General features: G+C 71.4%; 23 protein-coding genes. 17 read left to right on the forward strand and 6 right to left on the reverse strand.

Annotation, left to right across the window (positions count from 1 at the left end; translation table 11 throughout):
• The first annotated feature begins 77 nt into the window (after positions 1 to 77).
• The 5 genes from ACFP2T_RS44320 (at position 78) to ACFP2T_RS44340 (ending at position 5,839) form a co-directional block, all read left to right on the forward strand.
• Positions 78 to 1,160: a hypothetical protein gene (locus ACFP2T_RS44320; RefSeq protein WP_377433175.1), complete on the forward strand. Its 1,083-nt coding sequence runs from the start codon at positions 78 to 80 to the stop codon at positions 1,158 to 1,160.
• 191 nt (positions 1,161 to 1,351) lie between these two features.
• Positions 1,352 to 2,650, forward strand: coding sequence for an MFS transporter (locus ACFP2T_RS44325; protein WP_377433176.1), 1,299 nt, complete (start codon positions 1,352 to 1,354; stop codon positions 2,648 to 2,650).
• 56 nt (positions 2,651 to 2,706) lie between these two features.
• A complete protein-coding gene (locus ACFP2T_RS44330; protein WP_377433177.1) occupies positions 2,707 to 3,378 on the forward strand; it encodes an HAD family hydrolase in 672 nt (223 codons plus the stop codon).
• Between the two features lie 270 nt (positions 3,379 to 3,648).
• Complete coding sequence (locus tag ACFP2T_RS44335) at positions 3,649 to 5,217, forward strand: MFS transporter (protein WP_377433179.1); 1,569 nt, start codon at positions 3,649 to 3,651, stop codon at positions 5,215 to 5,217.
• Between the two features lie 13 nt (positions 5,218 to 5,230).
• On the forward strand, positions 5,231 to 5,839 hold the full coding sequence (locus tag ACFP2T_RS44340; RefSeq protein WP_377433181.1) for a TetR/AcrR family transcriptional regulator: 609 nt from the start codon (positions 5,231 to 5,233) through the stop codon (positions 5,837 to 5,839).
• Positions 5,840 to 5,895: 56 nt separating this feature from the next.
• On the opposite strand, the gene ACFP2T_RS44345 is transcribed toward ACFP2T_RS44340, so the two are convergent.
• Both ACFP2T_RS44345 and ACFP2T_RS44350 read right to left on the reverse strand, forming a co-directional pair.
• The gene (locus ACFP2T_RS44345; protein ID WP_377433182.1) at positions 5,896 to 7,821 is read right to left on the reverse strand and encodes a helix-turn-helix domain-containing protein; all 1,926 of its coding nucleotides are present in this window, start codon (positions 7,819 to 7,821) and stop codon (positions 5,896 to 5,898) included.
• Positions 7,822 to 7,839: 18 nt separating this feature from the next.
• Positions 7,840 to 8,745, reverse strand: a complete 906-nt coding sequence (locus ACFP2T_RS44350; protein ID WP_377433183.1) for a 3-hydroxybutyrate dehydrogenase — start codon at positions 8,743 to 8,745, stop codon at positions 7,840 to 7,842.
• A gap of 214 nt (positions 8,746 to 8,959) precedes the next feature.
• On the opposite strand from ACFP2T_RS44350, the gene ruvC reads away from it, so the two are divergent.
• The 8 genes from ruvC (at position 8,960) to ACFP2T_RS44390 (ending at position 18,596) form a co-directional block, all read left to right on the forward strand.
• Positions 8,960 to 9,523 carry a crossover junction endodeoxyribonuclease RuvC gene (gene ruvC, locus ACFP2T_RS44355; protein WP_377433184.1) on the forward strand — a complete coding sequence of 188 codons (564 nt, stop codon included), beginning with the start codon at positions 8,960 to 8,962 and terminating at the stop codon, positions 9,521 to 9,523.
• Positions 9,520 to 10,122 (forward strand): Holliday junction branch migration protein RuvA, encoded by a 603-nt coding sequence (gene ruvA, locus ACFP2T_RS44360; RefSeq protein ID WP_377433185.1) that lies wholly within the window; start codon positions 9,520 to 9,522, stop codon positions 10,120 to 10,122. The genes ruvC and ruvA overlap by 4 nt, the downstream gene beginning before the upstream one ends.
• A gap of 88 nt (positions 10,123 to 10,210) precedes the next feature.
• Positions 10,211 to 11,278 (forward strand): Holliday junction branch migration DNA helicase RuvB, encoded by a 1,068-nt coding sequence (ruvB, locus tag ACFP2T_RS44365; RefSeq protein WP_377433186.1) that lies wholly within the window; start codon positions 10,211 to 10,213, stop codon positions 11,276 to 11,278.
• A gap of 187 nt (positions 11,279 to 11,465) precedes the next feature.
• Complete coding sequence (gene yajC, locus ACFP2T_RS44370) at positions 11,466 to 11,759, forward strand: preprotein translocase subunit YajC (protein ID WP_377433544.1); 294 nt, start codon at positions 11,466 to 11,468, stop codon at positions 11,757 to 11,759.
• A 155-nt stretch (positions 11,760 to 11,914) separates the two neighbouring features.
• The gene (gene secD / locus ACFP2T_RS44375) at positions 11,915 to 13,834 is read left to right on the forward strand and encodes a protein translocase subunit SecD (protein WP_377433187.1); all 1,920 of its coding nucleotides are present in this window, start codon (positions 11,915 to 11,917) and stop codon (positions 13,832 to 13,834) included.
• 1 nt (position 13,835) lies between these two features.
• Complete coding sequence (gene secF, locus ACFP2T_RS44380; protein WP_377433189.1) at positions 13,836 to 15,062, forward strand: protein translocase subunit SecF; 1,227 nt, start codon at positions 13,836 to 13,838, stop codon at positions 15,060 to 15,062.
• Between the two features lie 78 nt (positions 15,063 to 15,140).
• Entirely contained in the window at positions 15,141 to 15,704 is a 564-nt protein-coding gene (locus tag ACFP2T_RS44385; protein ID WP_377433191.1) for an adenine phosphoribosyltransferase, read from the forward strand.
• A 387-nt stretch (positions 15,705 to 16,091) separates the two neighbouring features.
• The gene (locus ACFP2T_RS44390; RefSeq protein WP_377433546.1) at positions 16,092 to 18,596 is read left to right on the forward strand and encodes a RelA/SpoT family protein; all 2,505 of its coding nucleotides are present in this window, start codon (positions 16,092 to 16,094) and stop codon (positions 18,594 to 18,596) included.
• A gap of 106 nt (positions 18,597 to 18,702) precedes the next feature.
• On the opposite strand, the gene ACFP2T_RS44395 is transcribed toward ACFP2T_RS44390, so the two are convergent.
• Entirely contained in the window at positions 18,703 to 19,530 is an 828-nt protein-coding gene (locus ACFP2T_RS44395; RefSeq protein ID WP_377433193.1) for a peptidylprolyl isomerase, read from the reverse strand.
• 64 nt (positions 19,531 to 19,594) lie between these two features.
• Positions 19,595 to 20,572 carry a peptidylprolyl isomerase gene (locus ACFP2T_RS44400; RefSeq protein ID WP_377433194.1) on the reverse strand — a complete coding sequence of 326 codons (978 nt, stop codon included), beginning with the start codon at positions 20,570 to 20,572 and terminating at the stop codon, positions 19,595 to 19,597.
• Between the two features lie 411 nt (positions 20,573 to 20,983).
• On the opposite strand from ACFP2T_RS44400, the gene ACFP2T_RS44405 reads away from it, so the two are divergent.
• The 3 genes from ACFP2T_RS44405 (at position 20,984) to ACFP2T_RS44415 (ending at position 24,147) form a co-directional block, all read left to right on the forward strand.
• A complete protein-coding gene (locus ACFP2T_RS44405; protein ID WP_377433196.1) occupies positions 20,984 to 21,739 on the forward strand; it encodes an MBL fold metallo-hydrolase in 756 nt (251 codons plus the stop codon).
• A 40-nt stretch (positions 21,740 to 21,779) separates the two neighbouring features.
• On the forward strand, positions 21,780 to 23,132 hold the full coding sequence (hisS, locus tag ACFP2T_RS44410; protein WP_377433198.1) for a histidine--tRNA ligase: 1,353 nt from the start codon (positions 21,780 to 21,782) through the stop codon (positions 23,130 to 23,132).
• A gap of 73 nt (positions 23,133 to 23,205) precedes the next feature.
• Entirely contained in the window at positions 23,206 to 24,147 is a 942-nt protein-coding gene (locus ACFP2T_RS44415; protein ID WP_377433548.1) for an acyl-ACP desaturase, read from the forward strand.
• Here the strand turns inward: ACFP2T_RS44415 and ACFP2T_RS44420 are convergent, their stop codons facing one another.
• On the reverse strand, positions 24,148 to 24,588 hold the full coding sequence (locus ACFP2T_RS44420; RefSeq protein WP_377433199.1) for a VOC family protein: 441 nt from the start codon (positions 24,586 to 24,588) through the stop codon (positions 24,148 to 24,150).
• 41 nt (positions 24,589 to 24,629) lie between these two features.
• A complete protein-coding gene (locus tag ACFP2T_RS44425; protein WP_377433200.1) occupies positions 24,630 to 25,187 on the reverse strand; it encodes a DinB family protein in 558 nt (185 codons plus the stop codon).
• Between the two features lie 61 nt (positions 25,188 to 25,248).
• Between ACFP2T_RS44425 and ACFP2T_RS44430 the strand changes: the two genes are divergently transcribed.
• Positions 25,249 to 26,217, forward strand: coding sequence for a helix-turn-helix transcriptional regulator (locus ACFP2T_RS44430; protein ID WP_377433201.1), 969 nt, complete (start codon positions 25,249 to 25,251; stop codon positions 26,215 to 26,217).
• Positions 26,218 to 26,256 lie beyond the last annotated feature (39 nt).

Consider the following 26,256-nt stretch of genomic DNA (forward strand, 5'->3'; position numbering starts at 1 on the left):
TCGGCCGGCGGCCGCCTGACCAGGTCGTCCGTCAGCGTTCACCTCTTGGTTGATCAAGATCGGTAGCCTCGCCTGCCATGGACGATCCAACAAGCGGTCCCGCTCGGGTAACCCGGCGCGGCATGCTCATCGGCGCGTTGACGACCGCCGGCCTGGCCGCGACCGGCGGCAGCGCCGCGTCGGCCCACCCGCCGCATCCGGCGCATCCAGCCCACCCGGCCCGTCCGCCGGCCCGCCGACGGGTACTGGTGGCCACGAACGAACCCTGGGGTACCTATCACGTCGCGCCGCTGCTCGCCGCCGCGCGGCGCGGCGGATACCAACTGACCCAGCTCGTGCCGGACCACACGCAGATCAAGCCCGGCGACCCGGTTCCGGTGGCAACCCCCGACGAGGCACCGCAGGCCGACCTGCTCGTGGTCACAGGCGCCGGGGACTGGCCGGCGGACTGCGCCGACCGATTCCGTCGACTGCCGCTCGCGGCCAGCTCGCTGGCCTACCTGAACCCGACCGAGGCGCCCCGGGCCCGAGAGATCCGGTCACGGCTGCGGACCATCACCTCGTCCTCGCCCGCCGAGGCCCGTGCGTTCGCCGGCTACCTCGGCCTCCGTCGGCCGATCCAGGTCGTCGGCTCGCCGCAGACCGACGATCTGCCGAAGCGCCAACCGCAGCCGGACACCGTGCTCGTCCTCACCAGCGTCACCTACCCGGACGCGACCGGCGGCGCGGCACCCGGTACCCAGCTGTTGCTGGACGCGGCCGCCCGGCTGCATGCGGCAGGCAAGCGGATCGTGGTCGGGATGCACCCGCGCGAGAATCCAGCGCTCTGGGAGCAGTACGAGATCAGCGCGGTGCCGTCCGTGCAGGCATCGGCAGCCGCCGAGGTGGCCATCGGAATCCCCGGCACCGTCTTCCCGCTGGTCGTCGCCGTGGGAACACCCGTGGTCGGCTGCGTCGACCCGGCTCTACAGGTACCGGACTATCTGCTGGACGTCTGCTCGTCGACCATCAGCACCGCCGAGCAGTCGGTCACCGCCATCCAGCAGGCCCAACTCCCCGACCGGACGACCATCGCCGACGCCGTCGGCCCGGTCGGCGGATCGGCTGTCCGCCTGCTCGACGCGTGGAGCCGTAGGGTGGGTCGTCCCGGGCGCGGGTAAACGGCGGCCGTGGATGCGGGGCGTCCAGCAGCCCGGGTGTCGGGCAGTGGCCCGGGTGCGGTGGTTGGCGAGGCACCGCCATCCGCCCGTACGGCGGACGGTTGGCTATTGCCCGACGCCTGGTGTGGGCCTGGTCACCACGCCGGCAAACTCGGTCGCAATCCGTCAGGGGTGCACGGGAGACTCGCCGGATGTTGCGTAGCGCCCTGCCCAGCCGCCCCGAGGCGCGCCGGCTCCTGGTCGGCACGATCTTCTCGGCCATCGGCCGTGGGCTCACGCTGCCTTTTCTCTTCATCTACCTCACCGAGGTCCGTCAGTTCGACGCCACCACCGTGGGCCTGCTCATCGGCTGGTTCGGCCTGTGCGCGCTCCTGATCGCGCCGCTCGGCGGCACGCTGATCGACCGGCTCGGCGCCCGTCGGATCGTGCTGCCGGCGCTGCTGATCGAGGCGGCCGGCGTCGGCGGGCTGGCGCTGGTGACCGAGGTCTGGCACGCCTGGATCGCATTGACGCTGGCCTCCATGGGCGCCGGGGTGATCTGGGCCGGGCAGAACACGATCCTGACCTCGCTCACCACCGAGGCCGAGCGGCAGAATGTATTCGGGCTCCAGTTCACGCTCCTCAACCTCGGCATCGGCGTCGGATCGGCGGTCTCGGGCTCGATCGTGCAGGTGGCTGAGCCCAGCACCTTCCAGCTGATCTACCTCATCGACATGGTGTGCTACCTTGCGCCGTTCCTGCTGCTGCTCTCCATGCCCCGGGTGGGTCGGCGGTTGGTCGAGCCGCAGCCGGCCGACGCCGATGCGGGCCGGAGGAACCGGGGATGGGCGGTCGTGCTGCGGCACCGCCCGTTCCGGCGACTGATCATCTTCAGCGTGTTGCTGACGGTCTCCGGCTATGCGCAGTTGGAGGTCGGCTTCACCGGCTTCGCCACCGAGACCGTCGGGGTGACCCCACAGATCATCGGGTACGCCTTCACCGCGAACACGATCGTGATCGTGGTGGCGCAGTTGTTCGTCCTCAAGAAGATGCAGGGGCGCAGCCGCACGATCGCACTCGCCGTCGTCGGTGCCGTCTTCGCCATCGCCTGGCTGGTGCTGGGCCTCGCCGCGGTGATCGACATCGACAGCGCGATCGTCAGCGCGTTGGGAGTGATCGCCTTTGGTGCGATCTTCGCGGTCGGCGAGACGTTGCTGTCACCGACCAGCCCCGCGCTGGTCAACGCACTCGCCACCGATGCCCTCCGGGGCCGCTACAACGCGCTCGCCTCGATGGTCTGGGGTATCTCCGGCGTCGTCGCTCCGGTCAGCGCCGGCCCGCTCCTGCACGCCGGACTGGGTGGGCTGTGGATCGTGCTGGTGAGCTGCGGCTGCCTGGCGGCCTCGGCAGTCGCGGTCTCCCTGCGTCGCTTGATCACCGCCGAACAGGATGGTCGGGTGACGCCGGCTCCCGCGCCGCATCCCGCCTCGACGCCCGCCGGGGTAGCGTGACAGCCGGAGCGCCTGTCGGGCGTGGCACGCGTACCCGACGTCCCGGGGGAGGACCGTTGCTGTCGATCAGCGCCGTGCTGCTGGACTGGCGGGGAACCCTCGTCTACACGCCACCGCTGACGGCCTGGGTCGAGCGTTCGCTGCGCCGGGCCGGGCTGGACACCTCGGCGCCGGAGGTGGCGCGGATCGAGGCGGCGCTGCTGGACGCGTTCCGGCAGCCGGAGGTCGTCCGGGCCGAGGTGGGGGCGGACCGGTCCGTCGCGCGGCACCGGGAGAGCTACGACCGGTTGTTCGCCGCCGCCGGCATCCAGGACCCGTTGGCGGAGGCGCTGTACGAGGTCGAGTCCGACCCGGCCGAGAACCCGTTCGCACCCGATGTCGCGCCCACGCTGGCCGCGCTGGCCGGGGCCGGGATCCGGATCGGCGTGATCAGCGACATCCACTTCGACCTGCGGCCGGTGTTCGCGGCGGCAGGGCTGGCCGGGTACGTGGACAGTTACGTGCTCTCGTACGAGCACGGGGTCCAGAAACCCGATCCCGCGATCTTCCGGATCGCGCTGGCGGAGCTCGGGGTCGAGCCCGGCGCGGCGCTGATGGTCGGCGACCGCTCCGGTTACGACGGCGCGGCGGTCGAGGTCGGCATCCCGACCCTGCTGGTGCCGCCGCTCGCCGACCCGACCGAGGAGCGCCTGCACCTGGTGTCCGCGCTCTGCGGGATCACCGTGTAGTGGTGCCGACCGGATCCCTGGCACTCGTCTGAACAGCGGTTTCGCGTTCCGGCGCCGATCTGTCGGCCCGCTCGGATCTCGGCTGCGGCACGTGGGACGCACGTCGGCGGGTGGTCCGTCGCGCGCCTGGACGCCGGCCCGGGTGAGCCGGCTCACAATACGATACGAGACGGTGTCGTTTCGGTTCTCTTCTCGTTATCGTCGGTGCGGTCAAGAAATCTTCCCCGCCGTCGAATCCGGCGATGCGGGGTGTCGGGGGGACACCTAGGCATGGAATTATCCGAAAACACCGGGCACCCGAGGCGCTGGGCGATTCTCGGCGTACTCGTGGTCAGCCTGCTGGTCATCGTTCTGGACAACACGGTCCTGAACGTCGCACTGCGGACGCTCGCGGACCCGGTGCACGGCCTCGGCGCCAGCCAGGGCCAGCTGGAATGGTCCATCAACTCCTACACGCTGGTCTTCGCCGGCCTGCTCTTCACCTTCGGCGTGCTCGGCGACCGGTGGGGGCGTAAGTGGTTCCTGATGGTCGGCCTGGCGGTCTTCGGCCTGGCCTCACTGCTGTCGGCGTACGCGCAGAACCCGGGGCAACTGATCGGGGCCCGCGCCCTGATGGGTCTCGGTGCCGCCGCCGTGATGCCGGTGACGCTGTCGATCATCTCCAACGTCTTCGATCCCAAGGAGCGCGGACGCGCCATCGGGGTCTGGGCCGGCGCGATCGGCCTCGGTGTGGCGATCGGCCCGGTACTGGGCGGACTGCTGCTGGAGAACTACTGGTGGGGCTCGGTCTTCCTGATCAACGTTCCGGTGGTGGTGCTCGGCGTGATCGCGGTGGCGCTGCTGGTGCCCGACTCGCGGGACCCGAAGCCGGGCCGGATCGACGTGGTCGGCGTACTGCTCTCGGTGATCGGTCTGGTCGCCCTGTCGTACGGGATCATCGACGGCGGCGAGCACGGCTTCGGTCGCCCGCTGGTCTGGGTTTCGATCATCGGTGGCCTGGCGGTGCTGGGCGCGTTCGTCGCCTGGGAACGGCGGATCGCCTACCCGTCGCTGGACGTACGGCTGTTCCGGGTACCCCGGTTCGCCGCCCCGGTCGCGGTGATCGGGCTGGTCTTCTTCGCCGCCATGGGCGTGATGTTCTTCAGCTCGTTCTACCTGCAACTCGTCCGTGGATACAGCCCGCTGGAGACCGGTCTGCTGTTCCTGCCGTTCGCGGCCGCCCAACTGGTCTTCGCGCCCCGTAGCGCGGCGATGGTCAAGCGGTACGGCGGTAGGGCGGTGGCGCTGGTCGGGCTGCTCCTGACCGCGGGGGCGCTCGCCGCCTTCGCCTTCGCCACCGCGGACACTCCGATCTGGATCGTCGGAGCGATCTTCTTCTTCCAGGGCGTCGGCATGGCCAACATCATGCCGCCGGCAACGGAGTCGATCATGTCGGCGCTGCCCCGGGAGAAGGCAGGGGTGGGCTCGGCGGTCAGCAACACCGTCCGCCAGGTCGCCGGTGCGCTCGGCGTCGCGGTGCTCGGCTCCGTACTCTCCGGGGTCTACCGCGACCAGATGGAGCCGGCGGCACAGGCGCTGCCGGCGCCGGTCCGGGACGCGGCCACCGAGTCGGTCTCCGGGGCGTACGCGGTCGCCGAGCGGCTCGGCCCGGCGGGCCAGCCGGTGCTGAGCGCGGCCAACGACGCCTTCGTCTCGGCCATGCACTGGGCCGCGGGACTCTCGGCGGTCTTCGCCGCCCTCGGCATCCTGGTGGTGCTGCGCTGGATGCCCGGCCGCTCGGCCGAGGCCCCGGTGCTGCCCCCGGAGCCGGCGGCGGATCCCGAACTGGTCGCGGTGTAACCACTGAGCGACAATGGTTGACGTGACCGAAACGACGGATGCTCCGCGGGCGCCAGGGCGCCCGCGGAGCATCCGCGCGGACGAGGCGATCCTGGAGTCGGCGCTCGACCTGCTCGCCGAGGGCAGCACCATCGAGGCGCTGTCGATCGAGGCGATCGCCACCCGGGCCGGGGTCGGCAAGGCCACCATCTACCGGCGCTGGTCCGGCAAGGAGGCCCTGCTCCAGGACGCGCTGCGCCGGCTGAAGCCGCCGCCGCCGGAACCTCCGGGCAAGTCCGTCCGGGAGGACCTGATCGCACTGGTCGGGGTGTCGGGACACAATCCCGACCCCCGGGTCAGGAAGATCATGCCCTGCCTGATGCCGATGATGAACCGCAGCCCGGAGCAGTACCGGCTCTACCAGGAACTCGTCGAGCCACGGCGGCGGATGCTCCGCGAGGTGCTGCGCCGGGGCGTCGAACTCGGCGAGCTGCGGGCCGACCTCGACCCCGAACTCACGGTCGCGCTGCTGACCGCACCGCTGGTGATGCAGCGGCTGCTGCGGGCCCAGCCGGACCTCGACGAGCGGGACCTGCCGGCCCGGATCGTCGACGCCGTGATCGCCGGCATCGCCCCCCGCTGAGCCAGCATCGCCGCCCGCTGATACCAGCATCGCCGCTCGTTGGCGCCGCTGCCGGCCTACTGGCCCGGCTGCTGGCCGCGTAGTCGGTGCAGGCGCAGCGCGAGCTGCACCTCCAGTGCCCGTTCCGGCTTCTGCCATTCCGGGCCGAGGAGCTGGCCGACCCGATCCAGCCGCTGGGTCACCGTGTTCACGTGCACGTGCAGCAACTCCGCCGCCCGGGCCAGACTGCCACCGACCCCGAAGTACGCCTCCAGCGTCTTCACCAGCGCGGTGCCCCGACGTGCGTCGTAGTCGACCACCGGCCCGACCGTGTCGGTGAGGAACCGGGCCACCTCCCGGTCGCCACCGGAGTCGACCGCGCCGAGCAGCAGTCCGACGAAGCCGAGTTCGGCACTGCTGGCGCCCTCCCCGGACCGGCCCAGCGCCCGGAGCGCGGTCAGGCACCGGTCGGCCTCCACGGCCGCCCCGGCCAGTGACGCCGGGCCGACCGCCGATCCGCCGGCCCCGGCGGTGACCGGCCGTCCGAGCACCCGGGACAGGTCCCGGACCACCGTCCGGGCCGCGGTCCCGGCGTTCTCCCCCGGCAGCATCAGCACCACCCGGCCGTCCCGGGCCGCCGCCAGGCCACCCCGGGTCGAGGCGTACGTGGTGGCCCACGACGTCACCCGCTGTCGGACCGAGGCGCTGCCGGCCATCGCGTCGTCGCCCACCGCGACGAGTACGTGCGGCGCGTCCAGGTCCACGCCCAGCCGGCGGGCCCGGCCACGCAGCGCCGCCACGTCGCGCACCGGTCGGGCGATCAGGTCGTCCAGCAGCTCGCCCCGGACCCGCCCCTCGGCGTCGGCGACCGTCTGCCGGAACAGCAGCAGCAGCGCGGTGACCAGGGCGGCGCGCTCCAGGATCCGCTGGTCGGCGTCGACGAGCTCCTCGTCGGGGCGCAACAGCAGCGCACCGAGGTTCTCCGCACCGGCGACCACCGCGGCGTACCAGAGACCACCCCGGCGCACGCTGCGTCCCTCGGTACGGGAGGCGACGACCGCCTCGTCGAGCGCGGCCCGCTCCGGCTCGTCGATCTCGCCGACCCGGGCCAGCGTCCGGCCCTCGGCGTCCAGCGCCAGCAGCGCCCCGCCCAGCACCTCGGTCACCGCCGCCGCGACGTCCTCCACCCCGCCGCCGCGCAGCACCAGCGCGGTCATCCGGTCGTGCGCGGCGGCGGCCCGCTCCACCGACGCGCTGTGTGCCTGGATCGTCGAGTTGGCGGCGGAGAGTTCCGCCAGCGCCGCCCGGGTCTCGGCGAGCAGCCGGGCGGTGTCGATCGCCACGGCCGCGTGGGCGGCCAGCGAGAGCAGCAGGGCCACCTCCTCCCGGGCGAACGGCCGGGCCGACCGGTTGGCGGCGTAGAGCACCCCGATCACCCGCGACCCGAGCCGCAGCGGCACCCCGAGGATGGCGACCAGACCCTCCTCGCCCACCCCGGCGTCGATCTCACCGGTGTGGTGGAACCGGGCGTCCTCCGGATAGTTCGCGGTGGCGTACGGGCTGCCGGTCTGGGCCACCAGGCCGCCCAGGCCCGCCCCCATCGGCAGCCGGAGCCCCTGGAACCGGGCCGAGATGGAACCGTCGGTGACCCGCATGTACGTGTCGCCGCGCTCGTCGTCGACCAGCGTCATGTACGCCACGTCGGTGCCGAGCAGGTGCCGGGCCCGGCGCACGATCGCCCGCAGTACGGCGTCGGAGTCCCGCAGCCCGGCCAGGTCGCTCGCGGTGTCGTACAGGCCGGAGAGTTCCGCCTCGCGGCGTCGGCGTCGTTCCAGCAGCGCCCGTACCCGCAGCGCCACCACCTTCGCCTGCTCCAGCTCGTCGAGCCGTTCGGCGGGGAGACCGGCGGCCCGGGCGGCGACCAGCGGCCCTTCGAACTCGACCGGAGCGGCCTCCCGGGCCAACAGCTCCAGAAACTCGATCGGCGAGGACACGGCGTCCATTCTGCGGGAGTAGCCCACTCAGTTCGCCGTCCAGCCCCCGTCGACGGGAATCGAGGCGCCGGTGATGAACGCCGCGGCCGGCGAACAGAGGTACGCGAGCAGCTCGGCGACCTCCTCCGGCTCGATCAGCCGTTTGATCGCCGCCCGGGCGAGCATGATCCGCTCGATCACCTCGCTCTCGGCGATGCCGTGGTTGCTCGCCTGCGCCGCGATCTGACCCTCGACCAGTGGAGTACGCACGTACGCCGGGTTGATGCAGTTGGCGGTGACGCCGTGCGCCGCGCCCTCCAGGGCGACGACCTTGGAGAGCCCCTCCAGGGCGTGCTTCGCCGAGACGTACGCGGCCTTGTACGGCGACGCGCGCAGTCCGTGCACGGAGGAGATGTTGATCACCCGGCCCCAGCCTCGGGCGTACATGTGCGGCAGGGCCCGTCTGATGATCAGGAACGGTGCCTCCACCATCACCCGGTGCAGGTGGTTGAAGCGTTCCGGTGGGAACTCGTCGACCGGGGCGACGTGTTGCAGACCGGCGTTGTTGACGACGATGTCCACCTCGGCGTCGATCCCGCCGGCCGCCCGTGGGTCGGACAGGTCCACCCCGATCGCCCGGCCGCCGATCTCGGCCGCGACGGCGTCGGCCCGGTCGGCGTCCCGGTCGACCACGGTGACCGCCGCGCCGGCCGCGGCCAGCCGGACGGCACAGGCCCGGCCGATCCCGCTGCCGCCGCCGGTGACCAGCGCGGTCCGGCCCGACAGGTCGAGCCGGACGACGTACGGAGCCGGGTCGTGCGCCGCGTCGTCGGGCGGAGCCGCGCCGTACCCGGCCGTGCCGGCGGGTCCGTCGACGTCCGTCGGATCCGATCCCTCGGGCTGGTGCTCCCGCCACTGCGCGGGCTGGTCGCTCCGCCCGGCTTCTACCGTCATGGCGCAAGAAGCTACGAGCCATCCGGGCGGCGGCACATGGGCGCCGGACACATACTCCGACGCCGGGCTATGTGCGGTCGGGCGGTCAGCGCGGAGCCGCGGCCGGCGACGGGCCTGGAGATGATCGGGACGGGCGTGTCGCCTCCCCGGGGGTCGGCGCAGGCCAGTAGGGTGTCGAACACACGTACGTGCTGCGGCAGGGGGAGGGGGCGGCGTGCGGGTGCTCGGCGTCGACCCGGGGCTGACCCGGTGTGGGGTCGGCGTGGTCGAGGGCGTGCCCGGGCGACCGTGCACCCTGATCGCCTACCACGTCGTCTACACCGAGCCCGAGGAGGAACTGCCGCTGCGGCTGCTGCACCTCGACACCGAACTGGCCCGACTGGTGGCGGAGTACCAGCCGGAGAGCGTGGCGGTGGAACGGGTGTTCAGCCAGCACAACGTGCGGACCGTGATGGGCACCGCACAGGCGAGCGCGGTGGCCGTACTCGCCGGGGCCCGGGCCGGGCTGCCGGTGCAGACGTACACCCCGAGCGAGGTGAAGGCGGCGGTGACCGGCTCCGGCCAGGCGGACAAGGCGCAGATGATGGCCATGGTCACCCGGCTGCTGCGGTTGGACGCGCCACCGAGGCCCGCCGACGCGGCCGACGCGCTGGCGCTGGCCATCTGCCACATCTGGCGCGGTGGCACCCGGGCCCGACTCGCGGCGGCGGCCAGCGCGGTCCGGCAGCGGGTGGCGGCCCAGCGGTCGACCGCGAAGCGACAGGGAGGAACGGGATGATCGCCAGTGTGCGGGGAGTGGTCGCCGGGCTGTCCCCGGACGGCGCCGTGATCGAGGTCGGCGGGGTCGGGCTCGCGGTGCAGTGCGCGCCGGGCACCCTGGCCGGGCTCCGGGTCGGCTCGCCCGCCCGGCTGGCCACCAGCCTGGTCGTCCGGGAGGACTCGCTCACCCTGTACGGGTTCGCCGACGACGAGGAGAAGCAGCTCTTCGAACTGCTCCAGACCGCCAGCGGCGTCGGTCCCCGGCTCGCCCAGGCGGTGCTCGCCGTGCACTCGCCGGACACGGTGCGCAAGGCGATCGCCAACGCCGACACCGGCACCCTGACCCGGGTGCCGGGGATCGGCAAGAAGGGCGCCGAACGGCTGGTGCTGGAGTTGCGGGACCGGATCGGCCCGGTCGCGATCGGCCCGGACGGCGCGGGGGGCGTCACCGCCGGAGCGTGGCCGGACCAGGTCCGGCAGGCGCTGGTCGGACTCGGCTGGACGGCCGCCCAGGCGGACCAGGCGGTCGCGGCGGTCGCGGAGGGCATCGAGGGCGCGACTCCGCCGGTACCGGTGCTGCTGAAGCAGGCCATCCGACTGCTGGGCAAGACCCGATGAGGACTGCTGGGCAAGACCCGATGAGGACTGCTGGGCGAGACCCGATGACGAAGCGGAGCATGATCACTCCTCGGGTGGCGGTCCGGCCGTGACCGACCACGAGGGGCTCGTCTCGGCGTACGCCAGCGACACCGAGCTGGACGCGGAAGCTACCGTACGCCCGAAGCGGCTGGCCGAGTTCATCGCCCAGCACCGGGTACGCGACCAGCTCGACCTGCTGCTGCGCGGTGCGATGGGCCGGGGCACCCCGCCGGACCACATCCTGTTGTCAGGGCCTCCTGGCCTCGGGAAAACGACCCTCGCCAATATCGTCGCCGCCGAGCTGGGTGCGGGGATCCGGGTCACCAGTGGCCCGGCGATCGAGCGGTCGGGTGATCTCGCCGCGATCCTCACCAGCCTCGGCGAGGGCGACGTGCTGTTCATCGACGAGATCCACCGGATCGCCAAGCCGGCCGAGGAACTGCTCTACAGCGCGATGGAGGACTTCCGGGTCGACGTGATCGTCGGCAAGGGGCCGGGCGCGACGGCGATCCCGCTGGACGTGGAGCCGTTCACCCTGGTCGGTGCGACCACCCGGTCCGGGCTGCTGACGGGTCCGATGCGGGACCGCTTCGGCTTCGTGGCGCACCTCGACTTCTACACCCCCGCGGAGCTGGACGTGCTGATCCAGCGGTCCGCGCGGATCCTCCGGGTGCCGGTCACCGACGACGGTTCGGCGGAGATCGCCGGGCGGTCGCGGGGCACCCCGCGGATCGCCAACCGGCTGCTGCGCCGGGTGCGGGACTTCGCCGAGGTCCGGGCCGACGGTACCGTCACGCTGGAGACCGCCCGGGCCGCCCTGCACGTCTACGACGTGGACGAGCTGGGGCTGGACCGGCTGGACAAGGCCGTGCTGACCGCCCTGGTCGACTCGTTCCGGGGCGGCCCGGTCGGCCTGTCCACCCTGGCCGTGGCAGTGGGGGAGCAGCCGGACACCGTCGAGGAGGTCTGCGAACCCTTCCTGGTCCGGGCCGGGCTGCTGGCCCGTACGCCCCGGGGCCGGGTGGCGACCGAGGCGGCTTGGCGACACTTGGGACGTACGCCACCGAATGGTACATTTGGTGCGGCTATGCCGTCGGCGCCCGACCTGTTCTCCGGGGGCTCCCAGGAGGTGTGACTCGAACGTGATCTGTGCCGCATTCGGTGTTCTCAGGTGCAGGGACTAGACTCGCCGCGGTTTGTACAGGACGTGAGATCCTGCCTCCGCTCCGGCATACCGATGCCGTGACGAGGCCGATGGGAAGGTCATAACAGTGCCAGCAGTGCCTTTGGCAGCACAAAGCGGTGGCGGCGCCGGCAGCTTCATGCCGATCCTCATGATTGTCCTGCTCTTCGGCGTCATGTACTTCATGATGATCCGCCCGCAGCAGAGGAAGCGTCGCGAGGCCGAGCAGATGCAGTCGTCGATCGGCGCGGGCGATGAAGTGGTCACCATCGGCGGGCTCTACGGCACGGTCACCGGCGTGGACGACGAGACCGTGATGCTCGAGGTGGCGCCCGGGGTGCAGACCCGGTACGCGCGGCCGGCGATCGCCCGGGTCATCAAGCCCGTGGAGCGGATCGAGACGGTGCAGGACGAGGTCGAAGTCAAGGAATGACCACCCGCGTGACGGGATAGGTTTGGCATCGAAGATAATAGATTGCCAAGCCGGTGGGGCACCCCACCGGTGAGGTAAGCACGTCGCCGGACAGGCCGGCGCCCGACTCGCCGCCCACCACTAGCGGCCGAACCGCGCAGGGAGACAGGACAGCCGTGGCACCACCTCAGGGACAGATGCGGCCCGGGCGGCAACTGGCCGTACTCGGGTTGATCTTCACCGTCCTCTACCTCTTGGTGTTCTTCGCCGCAGACGCCAAGGGCAGCTGGACGGACCGGCTCGAGCCAAAGCTCGGCCTGGATCTCATCGGCGGTACCCGGATGACCCTGGAGGCGACCACCGAAGCTGGCCAGGCTCCGCCGGCCGGATCGCTGGAGCGGGCCCGGGAGATCATCCAGGCGCGGGTGGACGGTCGGGGCGTTGCCGAGGCCGAGGTGGTCACCGAGGGCAACCGGAACATCGTGATCTCCGTGCCCGGCCAGAACGCCGACCTCGACGACGTCGGCACCGCGGCCGAGCTGCGGTTCCGCAAGGTGCTCAAGACCACCGACGGCGGCCCACCCAGCACGGCCGCGCCGACCGCCACCCCGTCCGGCAGCCCGGCGCCGTCCGGCAGCCCCGCCCCGACGGCCAGCGCGGGCGCCACCGGCAGTCCCAGCCCGGCGGTGACCGCCTCGGCGGGTGCCGGCGGCGGACAGGGCGGCGGCGCTCCGGCGCCCACCCCGACGCCGACCCCGAGCGCCTCGGCCACGGCGGCACCGACCGCCACGCCCAGCGCGACCCCGGCCGCCCCGGTCGACCAGACCCTGGAGGCCCAGCGGGCCGCAGTGGAGAAGAAGGTCGGCGCGGAGGCATGGGCGGCCGCGAACGCGCTACAGGCACCGGCGGACTTCAGCCAGGACCCGGCGCTCGCCGCGAAGCTCAAGCCGTTCGCCGACCTGACGCCGCAGGAGATCCGGGTGCTGCCCCCGGCGATCCAGTTCAACGTCCCCACGATCACCTGTGAGAAGTTGGACCAGCGGCCACCGGGCTCGGTCAAGGACGGGAAGCAGCAGGCGGTGGCCTGCGAGAGCGGCCAGGTCAAGAACCTGCTGGACATCGCCAAGGTCGAGGGCACCGACGTCGCGGACGCCGACGGGGTGATGGACCAGACCAGCAGCCAGTGGGTGGTCAGTCTCGACTTCACCGGCGACGGTCAGAGCAAGTGGACCAACCTGACCCGGGAGGCGTTCAACAACGAGGGCGGCGCCTGTGACGCCAGCGCCCTCGGCGAGAACGGCACCGGCAAGTGCCGGGTCGCCGTCGTGCTGGACAACCAGATCATCTCCTCCCCGGAGATCCAGGGCGTGCTGACCGGCGACTCGCAGATCACCGGCAGCTTCACCAGCGCCTCGGCCAACGAGCTGGCCAGCCAACTCCGGTACGGCGCGCTGCCGCTGACCTTCCAGCCGCAGGAGGCGCAGAACATCACCGCCACCCTGGGCACCGAGCACCTCCGGGCGGGCCTGCTCGCCGCGGGCATCGGCATGCTGCTGGTCGTCATCTACGCGTTCTTCTACTACCGGCTGCTCGGCTCGGTGATCTTCCTCAGCCTGGTGCTCTCCGCCGCGCTGGTGTTCGGCGCGCTGGTGCTGCTCGGCCGGCAGATCGGCTTCACCCTGACCCTGGCCGGAATCGCGGGCTTCATCGTCTCGCTCGGTGTCGCCGCGGACTCCTTCGTCATCTACTTCGAACGTCTGAAAGACGAGATCAGAGACGGCCGAAGTCCACGCAGCGCGGTGCCCCGCGCCTGGGTACGGGCCCGCCGGACGATCATCTCGGCGAACGCCATTTCGATCATGGCGGCCGTGGTGCTCTATCTCGTCTCGGTCGGTACGGTGCAGGGCTTCGCCTTCGCGCTCGGCCTGGCCACCATCCTCGACCTGGTAGTCGTCTTCCTGTTCCGGCATCCGATCATGACGATGTTCGCCCGGACCCCGGCGTTCCTCTCGCCGCGGGTCAGCGGACTCGGCCGCGCGTTGCAGTCGCGGGACGACGAGACGCCGACCGGCAAGACCCGCGTGAAGGAGGCCTGAGATGAGCAGAAGTGGTCTCGCCAGCCGCTTGTACCGCGGTGAAGCCGGTCTTCGGATCATTCCCCGCCGGAAGCTGTGGTTCAGCATCTCCGGCAGCCTGGTCCTGCTGGCCATCCTGAGCTTCGTGATCCAGGGCTTCATCCTGGGAATCGAGTTCAAGGGCGGCAACGAGTTCCAGGTGCCGACCAGCGTCGGCACCATGCAGCACGCCGAGGAGGCGGTGCACGCCGCACTCGTCGGCGAGACGACGCCGGACGGCCCGGCGGAGGTGGTGTCCAGCCAGCGCGTCGGTGACGCCACCTACCTGTTCCGGACCTCGCCGCTGGACCAGACGCAGGCGACCGAGGTCCGTACCGCGATCGCCAGCGAGCTGGGCATCTCGGTCGACCGGATCAGCGACAACCGGGTCAGCGCGGCCTGGGGTGCGCAGGTCACCCAGCGGGCACTGATCGGTCTGGTGATCTTCCTCGTCCTGGTCACCGGCTACCTGGTGCTCCGGTTCGAGCTGCGGATGGCGATCGCCGCGGTGGTCGGGCTCGGGCTCGACCTGGTGCTCACCGCCGGGATCTACTCGGTGGTGGGCTTCGAGGTGACCCCGTCGACCGTCGTCGGCTTCCTGACCATCCTCGGTTTCGCCCTGTACGACACGGTCGTGGTGTTCGACAAGATCCAGGAGAACACCCGGGGCATCACCGGCGGCAGCACGCAGACGTATGCCGAGGCGTCCAACCTGGCCCTGAACCAGACGCTGATGCGGTCGATCAACACCTCGGTCGTGGCACTGCTGCCGGTGGGCGGCCTGCTGTTCATCGGCGCCGGTCTGCTCGGCGCCGGCACGCTGAAAGACCTCGGCCTGGTGCTCTTCGTCGGTATGGGTGCGGCGTTCTTCTCCTCGATCTTCCTGGCCACTCCGCTTCTGGTCACGCTCAAGGAGCGGGAGCCGAGGATCAGGACCCACACCCAGCGGGTGCTCGCCCGGCGGGCCGGCGGCGGTCGGGAGACCTCGACCACCCGTCGCCCGGCCCGGCAGCCCGGCCAGGTCCGGCAGGCCGCCGAGCAGCCGGCGGAGGCCCCGGGCGAGGAGGAGACACCGGTACCCGCGACCGACGCGACCGCGTTGGCGGCCGCCGCGCCCAAGGTCGGCTCCCGCCCCTCGGGCAAGCGCTCGGGCGGTGCCCGGGGCGGTCGCTCCGGCGGCGGCAACCGGCCCGGTGGCAAGCGGCGCTGAGCCGGACGAACAAACCACAAGGCGCCCGGCGGACCACTTCGGTGGCCCGTCGGGCGCCTTGCCCGGGAAGGAAGCATTGTGACGGAGACCCCCACCGAGGTACGTGGTGACAGCGGGCCGGCGACCGCGCAGTTGGTGGCGAGCCGGGTGCTGGACGTGCCAGATTTTCCCAAACCGGGCGTCGTCTTCAAGGACCTCATGCCGTTGTTCGCGGACGGGGCGGTGTTCCGGGAGGTGATCGACGGAATCGTCGAGCATCACGGCCGGGAGTCGTTCGACGTGGTGGTCGGGATCGAGGCGCGTGGCTTCGTGGTGGCCGCCGCGATCGCGTACGCCACCGGGGTCGGGGTGGTGCCGGTGCGTAAGGCCGGGAAGCTGCCCCGGGCCGCCTACGCCGCCTCGTACGCCCTCGAGTACGGCGAGGCCACCCTGGAGGTGCACCAGGACGCCTTCACCGCCGGACACCGGGTGCTCGTGGTCGACGACGTGCTCGCCACCGGGGGGACCGCACAGGCCACCCTCGACCTGGTCGAGCGGGCCGGTGGCACGGTGGCCGGGTTCAGCGTGCTGCTGGAGTTGAGCTTCCTGAACGGTCGTGAACGGCTCGACCCACGACCGGTTCACGCCCTCTTAACCGTTTAATCACCGTTGACCGGCTCGACCGATCCGTACGTCCGGAGGACGGCCGCCCGGCCGCTGGTGCGGGTACGATTGCCCTTCGTGGTCGGGCGCGGGTGACCTGCCCGTGACTGGCGCAGGACCGGGTCGACCGGCTACGGTCGGCTCATTCCCGGCGAGGTGTTGAGGAGGCCGGTGTCCCACGATGTCGCCCCTCCGGCGGAGGGTACGGTGCATCCCACCAACGATGCTGATGGTCCCGCTGACGTTGCGACCGGCGCCGATGAGGTTGAGACTCCGGCGAACGGGCCGAGCCGGCCCGGTGGCGCCTCGGGGTCGGCGGACCGGACCACCCCCACCGGCGGTGAGAAGGTCGTCGACCGGAGCGCCGGATCGAGTGGTGCCTCCGGCGTGGTCGGTTCCGCACCGGCCGGCGGCGGTGCCGCTGGCCCGGTCGCGGCCTCCGGCGCGGTCGGTTCCACCACCGCTACCACCGTGGCCGGTCCCGGCCTGGGCGTTGTGGCGCCCGGCGTCCTCGCCGTCCCGATCTCCGATTCCGTCGGCCGACTCGTCATCGACCCGGAGTCGGGTGCCGACGGCTCCCTCGCCGCCATGGCGGGCGCGGGTGCCCTACCGCCCACGTCGAGCTTTGCCCTGGCCAACGCGCCCACCGGGCGCCGGGTCCGGGCCCGGTTGGCGCGATTCAACGCGCCCTGGCAGACCCCCCAGGTGAGTGAGGTGCTGGAGCCGCTCATCGCGACGCACCGCGCGTCCCACCCCAAGGCCGACGCGCGGCTGCTGCAACGTGCCTTCGACATGGCGGCCCGCTGGCACTCCGGGCAGTACCGGAAGTCCGGCGACCCGTACATCACCCATCCGCTCGCGGTCGCCACGATCCTGGCCAACCTGGGCATGGACACCACCACCCTGGTCGCGGCGCTGCTGCACGACACGATCGAGGACACCGACTACGGGCTCGACCAGATGAAGGTCGACTTCGGTGCCGAGGTCGCCCTGCTGGTCGACGGCGTCACCAAGCTCGACAAGGTGAAGCTCGGCGACGCGGCCAAGGCGGAGACGATCCGCAAGATGGTCGTGGCGATGGCCAAGGACCCCCGGGTCCTGGTGATCAAGCTGGCCGACCGGCTGCACAACATGCGTACCCTGACCTTCCTGCCGCTGGCGAAGCGGGAGCAGAAGGCCAAGGAGACGCTGGAGATCCTGGCGCCGCTGGCGCACCGGCTCGGTATGAACACGATCAAGTGGGAGCTGGAGGACCTGGCCTTCGCCAACCTCTTCCCCAAGCGGTACGAGGAGATCAACCGGCTGATCGGCGAGCACCAGCCGCAGCGGGAGGCCCTGCTGCGGCAGGTGACCCAGAAGGTGCAGGTCGACCTCAAGGCCGCCAAGATCAAGGCGGAGACCACCGGCCGACCCAAGCACCTCTACTCGATCTACCAGAAGATGATCGTCCGGGGTCGGGACTTCAACGACATCTACGACCTGGTCGGCGTAAGGATCCTGGTCGACACGGTGCGGGACTGCTACGCGGCACTCGGGGTGATCCACGCGAACTGGCAGCCGGTACCGGGCCGGTTCAAGGACTACATCGCGATGCCGAAGTTCAACATGTACCAGTCGCTGCACACGACGGTCATCGGGCCGAGCGGCAAGCCGGTCGAGATGCAGATCCGGACGTACGCGATGCACCGGACGGCCGAGTTCGGCATCGCGGCGCACTGGAAGTACAAGGAGAAGAAGGGCGAGGCGATCGTCGGCCCGCCGGCCCACATCGACGAGATGACGTGGCTGCGGCAGTTGCTGGACTGGCAGCGGGAGGCCGCCGATCCGAGCGAGTTCCTGGACGCGCTCCGCTTCGACCTGTCGAGCCAGGAGGTCTACGTCTTCACCCCCAAGGGCGACGTGATCCCGCTGCCGACCGCCTCCACCCCGGTGGACTTCGCCTACGCCGTACACACCGAGGTCGGGCACAAGTGCATCGGCGCGCGGGTGAACGGCAAGCTGGTGCCGCTGGAGTCGACGCTCTCCAACGGCGACGTGATCGAGATCTTCACCTCGAAGTCCGACACCGCTGGCCCGACCCAGGACTGGCTGGGCTTCGTCAAGAGCCCCCGGGCCCGGACGAAGATCCGGCAGTACTTCAACAAGGAACGCCGCGAAGAGGCGATCGAGGCCGGCAAGGACGCGATCGTCAAGGCGATGCGCAAGCAGGGCATGCCGTTGCAGCGGATGCTGACCACGGACAACCTGATGACCATCGCCCGGGACCTGCACCTGGCCGACGTCGCCTCGCTCTACGCGGCGGTCGGCGACAGCCAGGTCTCCGCCCAGTCGGTGGTCCAGAAGCTGATGGCGGGGTACGGCGGCGAGGAAGGTGCCGCCGAGGACCTCGCCGAGACGGCCGTCGCCACCCGCCCGCCGCGCCGCAGCGGCGGCACCAGCGACCCGGGCGTGGTGGTCCGGGGCGTCAGCGACGTGTGGATCAAGCTCGCCCGCTGCTGCACCCCGGTTCCGCCGGACACCGTGTTCGGCTTCGTGACCCGGTCCGGCGGGGTGAGCGTGCACCGCGACGACTGCGCGAACGCCGAGGACCTCAAGGCGCAGACCGAGCGGGTCGTCGAGGTGAGCTGGCGGCTCACCTCCGCCTCGACGTTCCTGGTGGCGATCCAGGTCGAGGCGCTCGACCGGCACAAACTGCTGGCGGACGTCACCCGGGTGCTCTCCGACGAGCGGGTCAACATCCTGTCCGCCACGGTCACCACGACCCGGGACCGGGTCGCGGTGAGCCGGTTCAGCTTCGAGATGGCCGACCCGAAGCACCTGGGCCACCTGCTGGCCGCGGTGCGGAAGGTGGACGGCGTCTTCGACGCGTACCGGGTCACCTCGGGCGCCTGAGCTACCTACCGCTCGCCGAGCGCCCCGCAACACCCGGACCGAAACGACGGCGCCGCGCCACCCCTGAACGGGGCGGCGCGGCGCCGTGTCGCGCTTGTGCCGTGGGTCAGCCGACCGGGGCGCTCATGGTCAGCGACTTGATCAGTACTTCCTTCTTCGGGTGGCCGCCGCCGGCCTGCTGGGCGAAGGCGCCGTCGTCACCGGCCGCGCCGACCTGCGCGACCAGGTCCAGGCCGCCGGTGACCGTGCCGAGCACCGTGTACGAGGCGGGAAGCTGCGAGTCGCCGTACACGATGAAGAACTGGCTGCCGGTGGTGCCCGGCTGGCCGGAGTTCGCCATCGCGATCACACCCGCCGGGTACGGCGGACGCTTGTCCGTCGGCAGGTTCTCCTCGGCGAACCGGTACGTCGGGCCGCCGGTGCCGTCGGTCTCCTTCCAGGCGGTGCCGGTGACGCTCGGGTCACCGCACTGCAACACCTGGAGCCCCTGGGTGACCAGCCGGTGGCACTTGGTGTTGTCGAAGAACTTCTTGTCGGCGAGGTGGGTGAAGCTGGCCGCGGTGCACGGCACGTTGGCCAGGTTCAGCTTCGCGGTGATCGGGCCGAGGCCGGTGTCGATCGTCATCGTCTGGCTGCCGGTGTTCTTCGCCGTGGTCGGCGGCAGTCCGACGTCCTTGGTCGCCGCGTTGCGCTGTTCGCCGGGGATCTCGGTCCACGCGCAGGTGGCTCCGCCGGCCTGGTTCGTGGTGTCCTTGTCGTCTCCCAGGCTCACCACCAGCCACACGGTGCCGGCGACCACCAGCAGCAACGCCACCCCCGCCCCGATGCTGGCCTGAAGTTGACGGCGCTTGCGGGCCGCGGTGGCCCGCTCGGCCATCTCCCGCTCCAGCTTTGCCCGCGCGGCGGCCCGTTGCCGCTCTCTGGTGGACGTCACGGTGGCTCCTCCTGGACTATGTGCAGCGCGGCTCCGTCCGCGGCTGGGGGTGTGCTCTGGGGTTCTACGGCTGTCCGGCGACCGTCGGACTGGCCGAGGGGGCCGCCGACGGCGTTGCGGCCGACGGAACCGCCGTCGGGTCGTCCGACAGCGGTTCACCGACGGTGAGGCTCTGGATCACCACGTCGGTCTTCGGCTTAATCAGTTCGCCAGAACCATTGTCCACGGTTTCCAGGCCGCCGACCTTTTTGATCACGTCGAGTCCGGCCGCCACCTTGCCGACGAGCGGGTAGCTGGGCTCGGCCGGGCTGAAGTCCTTGAAGAAGATCAGGAACTGGCTGCCGTTCGCGCCGGGCGGGTTGCCGATCATCGCCACCGTGCCGGCGGGGTAGAGCGGCGCCGAACCGGCGGGCGCGCTGGCCGACGGGCTGGCCGACGCGCTCGTGGCCGGGCTGGCGCTGGCGCTCGTGGACGGGGTCGCCGAGGGGCTGTCCGAGGGGTCCGGGTTGGGCTTGTTCGGGACGTTCTCGCTGAAGAAGGTGTAGGCGGGACCACCCATTCCGGTGCCGGTCGGGTCGCCGCAACGCAGCGCGCCCTCCTTGGTGATCTCGTGGCACTTGGTGTTGTCGAAGAACCCCTTGCCGGCCAGGTGGGCGAAGCTCGCCGCGGCGCAGGGCGCGGCGGCCAGGTCCAGTTCCACGGTCACCGAAGGACCCTGGTTCGTCGTGATCGTCATCGGCCGGGTGCCCCGGATGGGCAGATCGGTGGTGGGCGGTTGGCCGACGTCCTTGAGGCTCGTGTTCGCCTGGGCGTCCTGCGAACTCCAGGTGCACACCTCCGAGGTGGCGGTGTCGTCCGTGGGCTCACGGTCGAAGCCGCCGAGCGCCCAGAACGAGCCGAGCACGATCAACAGCAGCGCGACGGCGGAGCCGATCCCGGCCCGGACCTGCCGCTTGCGCCGGGCGGAAGCCGCCCGCCGGGCCATCTGCCGGTCGAGCTTGGCCCGCGCCAGTTTGCGCTGCCGGTCCCTGCTGGAAGCCACCCGCGCTCCCCTTTCCATGTGCCCCTGGTCGTCGTCTTACTCTGGTTGTCGTGCCCCGGGCGCCGTGGCCCACGGCGTGTCCGCCGCTCCGGCGTCAAGTGCGCCACGCCACACGCCCGCCAGAGTGTACGGGTACCCGCTGGGAAAGTGTTGTACGAGGTCACCCCGAAGCCATCGGAGATTATCACTGTGTCTCCTGATCTGCGCCGGGCTGCCCTGCGAGCGTCCGTGCCGGGGCGGTCCAGGCCCTCGGGTCCGGACCGCCGCGCGGACCCGGTCCGGGGCGCGGGCATGGGCCCCGTACCGGGCGCGGCCGCGGCCCGGCGCGGGGGGACGGTGTGGGGCGCGTCGGCCGGGCCGGTCGCCCGATAGGGTTAGGCAGAGCCAACCGTCGAGTGGGAGGGAGCGGACGTGCTCCTCGCCGGCTTCCCCGCGGACGCCTTCGGCACCAACTGTTATGTGGTGGCGACCGCGCCGGGGGAACAGTGTGTCGTCGTCGACCCCGGCATCGGGGTACTGGACCGTCTCGACGCCCTGCTGGCGGAGCATCGGCTGCGGCCGGCCGCCGTCCTGTTGACCCATGGTCACCTCGACCACACCTTCTCGGTCGCGCCCGTCTGCGGCGCCCGGGGGATCACCGCCTACGTCCATCCGAGCGACCGTGAACTGCTCGCCGATCCGACCAAGGCGCTCTCGATGGACCTGACCCAGCTCTTCGGAGGTCGGCTGCCGTACGCCGAGCCGGAGGACGTGGCCGAACTCACCGACGGGGCCACCCTGGCGCTGGCCGGGTTGGAGATCACCGTCGACCACGCGCCGGGCCATACCGGCGGGTCGGTGCTGTTCCGGCTGCCGGGCGCGGGCTCGGCTGTCCGGTCCGACCTGTCCCTTCCGCCGGGTGCGGACTGGGCGGCGGAGCAGATCTGTCTCTCCGGCGACGTGCTGTTCGCCGGATCGATCGGCCGCACCGACCTGCCGGGTGGCAGCCTGCCGACCATGGTGACGAGCCTGCGGGAAAAGATCCTTCCGCTCGCCGACGACACCGTCGTGCTGCCCGGCCACGGCCCCACGACCACCATCGGCCGTGAGCGGGCGAGCAACCCGTACCTGATCGAGGTCGCGGACCTCGACGGGCGGCACCGGGTCGCGCCCACCCGAGGCTGGTAATTCCGCTCGCGCGCGTCGCGCGCGATTCGACAGGAGCATCATGAGCAAGCCAACCCCGATCTCCGGCTTTCCCGAGTGGGCGCCGCCCCAGCGGATGATCGAGCAGTACGTCGTCGACCGGATCCGGAACACCTTCGAGCTGTACGGCTTCGCCCCGCTGGAGACCCGGGCGGTGGAGCCGCTGGACCAACTCCTGCGCAAGGGGGAGACCTCGAAGGAGGTCTACCTGATCAGCCGCCTCCAGCAGGAGGAGGGTGCCGTGCCCTCCAGCGAGGGCGCCCTGGGGCTGCACTTCGACCTGACCGTGCCGTTCGCCCGGTACGTGCTGGAGAACGCCGGCCGGTTGCAGTTCCCGTTCCGGCGCTACCAGATCCAGAAGGTATGGCGGGGCGAGCGCCCGCAGGAGGGTCGCTACCGGGAGTTCCTCCAGGCCGACATCGACATCGTGGACCGGGACACCCTGTCGTCGCACCACGAGGCGGAGATCCCGCTGGTGCTCGGCGACGCGCTCGGCGGCCTGCCGCTGGGCAACTCCGACGGCCGGCTGCCGATCCTGGTCCAGGTGAACAACCGCAAGATCTTGGAGGGCTTCTACCAGGGGATCGGGCTGTCCGACCCGCTGGCGGCGCTGCGCGCGGTGGACCGGCTCGACCGGATCGGCCCGGACCGGGTGGCGGAGCTGCTGGCCGAGACCGCCGGGGCGACGGTGGCGCAGGCAAAGGCGTGCCTGGCCCTGGCCGAGATCTCCGCGCCGGACCCGTCGTTCGCCGAGGCGGTCCGGTCGCTGGGGGTGACCGATCCGCTGCTGGACGAGGGGCTCGCCGAACTGGTGGCGGTGATGGAGAACGCCGTCGCGCACGCCCCCGGGCTCTGCGTCGCCGACCTGCGGATCGCCCGGGGTCTGGACTACTACACCGGCACCGTCTACGAGACCCAGCTGCGCGGGTACGAGCGCTTCGGGTCGGTCAGCTCCGGCGGCCGGTACGACAACCTCGCCAGCGACGGCAATGCCCGGTTCCCGGGAGTGGGCATCTCGATCGGGGTGACCCGGGTGCTCGGGCTGCTGTTCGGGGCGGGTGCGCTGTCGATCTCCCGGAGCGTGCCGACCTGTGTGCTGGTGGCCCTGGCGGACGAGGAGCGGCGGCCGGAGAGCAACCGGATCGCCGACGCCCTGCGCCGACGGGGCATCCCGACCGAGGTGTCGCCGTCGGCGGCGAAGTACGGAAAGCAGATCCGGTACGCGGAGCGGCGCGGCATCCCGTACGTCTGGTTCCCCGGTACGGACGGCATCGTCGGGGACGAGGTGAAGGACATCCGCTCGGGTGAGCAGGTGGCAGCGGTGCCGGACGTCTGGCAGCCGCCGGCGGCGGACCTCCGGCCGTCCATCGCCTGATCTTGGGTGGCGGGGGTGACGGTCCTGACCTACGCTTGCGTAAGTTACGCCACCGTAGGGAGAGTTCGTGACCATCACCCCCACCGCCCCGCTCAGCCAGGTCGCCCTGCTCACCGAACTGGAACCGGTCGTCGCGAGCAATCTCGACCGGCATCTCCGGATCGCGAAGGAGTGGTTCCCGCACGAGTACGTCCCGTGGAGCGAGGGACGGACCTTCGACGGGATCCTGGCCGGTGAGGCGTGGACGCCGGCGGACACCACGATTCCCGAGGTGGCCCGTACCGCCCTGGTGGTCAACCTGCTCACCGAGGACAACCTGCCGTCGTACCACCACGAGATCGCGACGCTGTTCGGCCGGGACGGCGCCTGGGGGACCTGGGTGCACCGCTGGACCGCCGAGGAGGGTCGGCACGGTACGGCGATCCGGGACTACCTCACCGTGACCCGGGCCGTCGACCCGGTGGCCCTGGAACGGGCCCGGATGGTGCACATGTCCGCCGGGTACAGCAACGTGCACGACGACGAGGTGCTGCACTCCCTGGCGTACGTGTCGTTCCAGGAACTGGCGACCCGGATCTCGCACCGCAACACCGGCCGGGTCACCGGCGACCCCCGGTGCGAGCAGTTGCTGGCCCGGGTGGCCGCCGACGAGAACCTGCACATGGTCTTCTACCGCAACCTGCTCGCCGCCGCCTTCGAACTGGCGCCCAGCCAGGCGATGCGGGCGGTGGCCGACGTCGTCACCGACTTCCAGATGCCGGGCAACGGCATCGAGGGCTTCGCCCGTAAATCGGTGGCGATGGCCCTGGCCGGGATCTACGACCTCCGCCAGCACCGCGACGAGGTGCTGATGCCGGTGCTCCGGCAGTGGAACGTCTGGGACGTCACCGGCCTGGATGCCGACGGCGAGGCCGCACGCGAGGAGTTGTCGGCCCAGCTCGACGGGCTGGAGCAGGCGGCGTCCCGGTTCGAGGAGAAGCGGGACGCCCGCCAGGCCCGGCTGGACGCCCGCTGACTAGGCGGACGGCGACACGCAGAACTCGTTGCCCTCGGGGTCGGCGAGGGTCACCCAGGTGTACGGGCCCTGACGCCCGTTGTGCAGGAACTTCGCGCCCCGTGCGGTGAGCCTCCCGACCACCTCGTCGACGTCGTCGGTCCCGACCCGCACGTCGAGGTGCATCCGGTTCTTGACCGTCTTCTCCTCCGGCACGAGCTGGAACAGCACCCGGGGGGCCCGCTCCGGCCCGTCCGGGTGGCGGATCGCCGCACCCTCCCTCCAGACCAGCACCCCGTTGTACGTCCTGGTCTGGCTCTCGGTGGCGTGCCCCTCGTCGACCATGCGGCGGATGAACGCCTCGTCCGAGGGCTCCACCTGCCAGCCGAGCGTCTCGGCCCACCAGTCGGCGAGCGTGTGCGGGTCGGCGGAGTCCTGCGTCACCTGGAAGTCGTAAGCCATCGCGGTCACCTTCGATTCGGATATAGATCGTCTGACAGAGGTCATGAGCGCCGCTGGTAAAGATCACGGAGCAGGGAGATCTCCGCTCCGTGGTGGATCGTCTCCCGGTTGATGTGCAGCACCAGCCCCACCATCGGCAGCTCGGCGTACGGGCCCTCGGCCGGTCCGCACGGCCGGGCCAGTCCGGCCGCGTCGAGCTCGCGTACGCCGGCCAGCCAGGTCGCGTACGCCTCGTCGAGCTGTCGCAGCGCCTCGGCGGCGGTGCCGGCGTAGGCGAAGCTGTCGTGGGCGACCGGTGGTCCGCCGAAGTGGGCGGCGCTGCGCTGGCCGAGGACACCGACGATGACGTGCCCGAGGCGCCAGGCGATCGTGGTGACCGGTGCCGGGGTAGGTTCCGGCCGGCCGTACTCGATGACGTACGCCCCGGAGCCGTGGGCGAGGTCGGCTGCGGCCTCCGTGCGGCGCCGCACGCTCCAGCAGCCCGGAACCGGCTCCCAGAAGTACTCGTCGTCGGTGAGTCCGTGCAGTCGCGGCCGCAGCTGGTGTTGCCAGTGCCAGTCCAGCTGGTCCACCAGTTGGCCGTTCCAGTCGATGCTCATGCTGGCAGGCTAGTCCCAATTGCGGACAGGTCCGGTCCGCAATGGCTGGCAGACTCGACCCATGCTCGACACCTCGGCGCGGCTGCTCCGGCTGCTCGCCATCCTCCAGACCCGGCCGGACTGGACCGGTCCCGAACTGGCCGAGCGGCTGGAGGTGACGGTCCGGACGCTCCGCCGTGACGTGGCCCGACTACGCGATCTCGGGTACCCGGTCCGGGCCACCCCCGGGGTGGCCGGCGGCTACCGGCTCGGCGCCGGGTCGACGCTGCCGCCGCTGCTGCTCGACGACGACGAGGCGGTCGCGGTCGTGCTCAGCCTGCGTACCGCGATGGGGCACACGGTGACCGGCATCGCGGAGACGTCGCTGCGCGCGCTGGCCAAGCTGGAGCGGATCCTTCCCACCCGGCTGCGTCAGCGCGCCGCGGCGCTCCGGCTGGCCACGGTGGCGCTGCCGGACCAGGTCGCCACCGTCGACCCGGACGTGCTGACCGTGATCGCCGAGGCGTGCCAGGGTTCGCAGCAACTCCGGTTCGGGTACCGGAACCGCGACGGCGAGCCGAGCAGCCGCACGGTGCAGCCGCACCGACTGGTACACACCGGCCGCCGCTGGTACCTGGTCGCCCGCGACGAGGACCGGGACGACTGGCGTACGTTCCGGACGGACCGGATCGACGACCCGCGACCGACCGGGACCCGGTTCACCCCACTCGACCCGCCCGACGCGGCGGCGTACGTGGCAGAGTCGATCGCCGCCGCGCCGTACCGGTTCCGGGCCCGGGTTCTGGTACGCGCGCCGGCCCAGGTGATCGCCGAACGCATTCCACCCTCGACCGGGATCGTCGAAGCGGTGGACCAGGAGAGCTGCCTGCTCACCACCGGCGCGGACTCGCTGCCGTTCATGGCGATGCACCTCGCCCTGCTCGGCCACGACTTCACCGTGCACGAACCCGCCGAACTGGTCGACGAACTCGGCACCCTGGCCGACCGGCTCGCCCGCGCCCACCACGCATCGACGGCCGGCCGGCCCTGAGGTGTTAGGAAGGGGCCCTTCTTCTACAGAAAACGATAA

It is taken from the genome of Plantactinospora solaniradicis, from assembly GCF_042658085.1.
Lineage (GTDB): Bacteria > Actinomycetota > Actinomycetes > Mycobacteriales > Micromonosporaceae > Plantactinospora > Plantactinospora solaniradicis.